The organism is Synechococcus sp. R6-7 (genome assembly GCF_047461695.1).
Lineage (GTDB): Bacteria > Cyanobacteriota > Cyanobacteriia > Thermostichales > Thermostichaceae > Thermostichus.
The window spans coordinates 1-3,894 of record NZ_JANSHS010000253.1 but is presented as its reverse complement, the minus strand read 5'-3'; the positions used below and the strand labels follow the sequence as shown (position 1 = coordinate 3,894).

General features: G+C 60.2%; 5 protein-coding genes. 2 read left to right on the top strand and 3 right to left on the bottom strand.

The features are described 5' to 3' along the window. Positions 1–122: 122 nt before the first annotated feature. The gene (locus tag NW815_RS07965) at positions 123–563 is read right to left on the bottom strand and encodes a hypothetical protein (RefSeq protein ID WP_414415881.1); all 441 of its coding nucleotides are present in this window, start codon (positions 561–563) and stop codon (positions 123–125) included. Positions 564–744: 181 nt separating this feature from the next. After that, positions 745–1,371: a biotin transporter BioY gene (locus NW815_RS07960; RefSeq protein ID WP_414415880.1), complete on the bottom strand. Its 627-nt coding sequence runs from the start codon at positions 1,369–1,371 to the stop codon at positions 745–747. Between the two features lie 74 nt (positions 1,372–1,445). Here NW815_RS07960 and NW815_RS07955 point away from each other — a divergent pair, with 74 nt between their 5' ends. Continuing rightward, a complete protein-coding gene (locus NW815_RS07955) occupies positions 1,446–2,255 on the top strand; it encodes an inositol monophosphatase family protein (RefSeq protein ID WP_414389006.1) in 810 nt (269 codons plus the stop codon). Here NW815_RS07955 and NW815_RS07950 read toward each other — a convergent pair. Continuing rightward, on the bottom strand, positions 2,240–2,827 hold the full coding sequence (locus tag NW815_RS07950) for a thioredoxin family protein (protein WP_041437584.1): 588 nt from the start codon (positions 2,825–2,827) through the stop codon (positions 2,240–2,242). The genes NW815_RS07955 and NW815_RS07950 overlap by 16 nt on opposite strands. A 174-nt stretch (positions 2,828–3,001) precedes the next feature. Here NW815_RS07950 and NW815_RS07945 point away from each other — a divergent pair, with 174 nt between their 5' ends. Then, complete coding sequence (locus NW815_RS07945; RefSeq protein ID WP_414357510.1) at positions 3,002–3,814, top strand: TatD family hydrolase; 813 nt, start codon at positions 3,002–3,004, stop codon at positions 3,812–3,814. The last annotated feature ends 80 nt before the right edge of the window (positions 3,815–3,894 follow it).

Here is a 3,894-nt window from a genome sequence, read left to right as displayed (position 1 = left end):
TGCGAAGCAGTCAGGGTCGGGTAGTTTACTCTTGTTGCAACTCCGTCCCGCTGGCACGACCTGTGGCGGCCATTCCCCTCTGGAGTGAATGGCCTCGCCTCAAAGCTGGCAACTCGGCTGGCTCACTGGAAGGCGGTAATCAGCAATGTCTGGGATCCGGAGCGATTCTGTTGGTCAAACGCGGTAATCCGGAACTGCCAAACGCCGATGGGATCCCCGAGGGCAACGCGGAAATCGGTACTGAAGCTACAAAAGGTGGCCCCGGGATTGCAGCCGGCCTGCTGCGGGCTGAAGAATTCCCTCTGCACACGCACGCCGCTGGGGTTGAAAGTTTCCAGCTCGAGGAACTGCGTTGGACGAGCACCACCCGGCACACTCACCTGCACCGTAAAAGCCGGCGTGGAGGTGCCTACCCGCACCGAGGTGGGCGCATTGATAAACGAAACCGTTGGGCCTTGGGGTGGGGGCAGGGTCGAGCCCCCTGAGCTGCCGCCATCTCCACAGGCAGCCAGCCCGGTTGCCAAAAAGCCGGTGGCCAAAAGGATCAGAGCAGTACGTTGCATCCCTCAGTTCCTCACGAAAACCCGTCAATCCTCACAAGACTTGACCAGAATCTACGCCTCCATCTGGGACTGCCGTTGGGGTTAGCACGGCTCTAAGTTACTTTCTGCCGCCGCAGCCTGAGAAAGGAGGCGCCCCGACCCAAATCTGCATGGGCCTTTGCGCACAGTTGGTTCCTCCGCTTCAGAGCAGCAGCAAGCGCCGCAACAGCAACGCTATCACTGCAACAAAGCTGGCCACGATGATCTGTCCCGGCAGAGTATAGCCGGAGTAAAGCCCTATCAACCTCAGCAACTCCCCATTCCAGGGTTGTGTGGCCAAAAGGTAGAGAATCCCGGTCAGGTGAACCAAGGCCAAAGCCACCAAGCTGCCGGATCCCAACTCTTGGAGGCCCACCGGGGAGTCAGGGATCCCTCCTGCCCACCGCTTCCCATCGACAGCGCGTTGGTGGGCTGGGGGAGAAGGGTAGGGATCCCGTTGCGGAAAAGCAATTGTCCCGCAGGCCCAGGCTCCTGGCAGAAACCCCAGCAAGTAGCCAAAGGCAGGCTGGTATAGGTACTGCCACCCTCCCCCTTGGGCAAACACCTGTAGCCCTGCCAGCCCCAGCCCCAGATAGACGATCTGGGCGCACACCGCCGCCACCGGCCCCGCCAAACAAGCCGTCAGCAACACGCCCCCAATTTGCAGTGAAAAGCTGTATCCCCCCAACCCAGGCAGCCCGGGCGGAAAACTCAAATGGGTTAGGGTGCCCAAAATGGTCAGGAGGACCCCAATCGCCGTCCAAAGCCATTCCAGAGGAGTTAAGAGCAAGCCAGACCGCATAACCGGGGGGAAACCCTTACTCTATGCTAAGAGGGGAGACGCGCAAATAGGGTGGGCAAAAGGTGGTCAAGGCAGAGTGGATTGAACTGGCCCAGGCCCTGGCCGATGCTGCCGGAGCGGTGATTCGCCCCCTGTTTCGCGGAGAACTGCAAGCCGAATACAAAGAGGCCCGCTCCCCAATTGTGACGGTGGCCGATCGGGAGGCAGAGCGGGCCATGCGAGCTTTGCTGATGGCCCAAGTGCCAGAACACAACATCCTTGGCGAAGAGTTTGGTTTTCACCAGACGGGATCCCTCTATACTTGGGTTCTGGATCCCTTGGATGGCACCATCGCCTTTTCCACCGGCAAGCCCACCTTTGCCACCTTGATTGCCCTCTTGGAAGAAGACCGCCCCATTTTGGGCATCATCGATCAACCGGTGTTGCGGGAACGCTGGCTGGGGGTGCGGGGACAGCCCACTCAATGGATAACCCCCTCCCACCGGCAAGCCGTCCGAGCCAAGGCCAATACCGACCTCAGCCGCGCCTACTTGAGCTGTACCACCCCTGATTTGTTCACCCAACCCGACCAACAACGGTGCTTCCAGGGGCTCAGCCAAGCAGTTCACATTACCTCCTATGGGGGCGATGGCTACCAGTACGGCCTGCTGGCCAGCGGCTGTGTGGATCTGGTGATGGAGTGTGGCCTTGCCCTCTACGATTTTGCTGCCCTTGTGCCGGTGATTGAGGGATCCGGTGGCGTGATTACCGATTGGCGAGGGGATCCCTTAACCCGCACCTCCACGGGAGAAGTGTTGGCGGCAGCCAACCCCAGCTTGCATCGACAGGCCCTGGCCGCGATTCAAAAAAGCGGGATCTACCCAGCGAAATAAGCAGGCTCATTGCCAGGTTTCCACTTGATGTTGCAGCCCAGGCTGGGCTTTTGGTCGGGATCGATGGGCTTGCCGGCCAGAAGGTTATCCAGCGCCGCCCGCAAATCTTTGCCCGTCACCGGCACATCGGTCAGGCTGGGACGGCTGTCGTCCAGTTGACCCCGATAGACCAACTTGCGATCCGCGTCGAACAAGAAAAAGTCGGGGGTGCAGGCGGCGGTGAAGGCTTTGGCCACCTCTTGGGTTTCGTCGTAGCAGAAGGGGAAGGTAAAGCCCAAGGTCTCGGCCATCTTCTTCAAGTTTTCTGGGCTGTCATCCGGGTATTTCTCCACATCGTTGGCGCTGATGGCTACAATGCCGACGCCGCGATCCTTGTAATCTCTGCCAAGGCGGGCCAGCTCCTCTTGCACGTGCTTCACATAGGGACAGTGCTGGCAGATGAACATCACCAGCAGGGCCGGCTTGTCGGCAAAGGTGGAGAGGGAGATGGTTTGGCCGCTCACCACATCCGGCAGGCTGAAGTCAGGGGCTGGGGTGCCCAAAGGCAGCATGGTTGAGGGGGTACGGGCCATAACAAACCTCCGGCGTAAGGTTTCCTCAATCATTGTGGATCATCCTGCTCCCACAGGAGCCGTCGCAAGGGGAGCTCGCCGGCAAACGGGAGCGCCGGAAGGGATCCCAAGCAGGCCGGGGACAGCTTTTACAATTGGATAAGGTTGGCAACACGATTGTTGGGGAGCTGAGCCTTGAGCACCGCCGTCTTACCTGCTGCTCCTTTGGTGGATACTCACGTCCACCTCAACTACCCCGATTTTGCCGCGGATCTGCCCCAAGTGGCCGAGCGCTGGCGTCAGACGGGGATCCGGCGTTTGGTGCATTCTTGTGTAACACCGGCAGAATTCCCCCAGTTGCAGGCCATTGCCGACCAGTATCCGGAAGTATTTTTGTCGGTGGGGCTGCACCCTTTGGAGGCGGGCCAGTGGCAGCCCGATTTGGCCGAAAAGATCGCCCACCTGGCCGCCAGCGACGAGCGAGTGGTGGCTATCGGGGAGACGGGCCTGGATTTCTACAAGTCCAACCCGGCGGATATCGAGCGGCAAAAAGAATCCTTCTGGGCCCAGATTGCCATTGCCCAAGCGCAGGATCTGGCGTTGATCGTCCATTGCCGCGAGGCGGCAGCAGCCACCTACGCCATCCTCAAGGAGGCCATGGCCACGGGGGGGCCAGTGCGGGCGGTGATGCATTGCTGGAGCGGATCCCCGGAGGAGACGCGGCTGTTTGTCGAGCTGGGCTGCTACATCAGCTTCAGCGGCATTGTCACTTTCAAAAATGCCGAGACTGTCCGCCGGTCGGCCTTGGAGGTGCCCCTATCCCAGCTTTTGGTGGAAACCGATTGCCCTTTTCTGGCTCCCACCCCCTTCCGCGGCAAACGCAATGAGCCGGCCTATGTGCAGCGGGTGGCCCAAACCTTGGCGGAGCTGTTGGGAATCCCACCGGAAAAACTGGCAGAAGAAACCAGCCAAAATGCCGCTCGCCTGTTTCAGCTGCCTCTCCTCTAGCTCTGCTTTCCGAGGGCGCGGGTGAGCCGTAGGCCATTCCCGGCTCCAGATCTCAGCTAGAAATCGCAGGAGCCCCGCAC

Excerpts from the sequence above, each read along its gene's own strand:
- NW815_RS07965 (WP_414415881.1), bottom strand. The coding sequence starts at position 563 with ATGCAACGTACTGCTCTGATCCTTTTGGCCACCGGCTTTTTGGCAACC.
- NW815_RS07950 (WP_041437584.1), bottom strand. The coding sequence starts at position 2,827 with ATGGCCCGTACCCCCTCAACCATGCTGCCTTTGGGCACCCCAGCCCCT.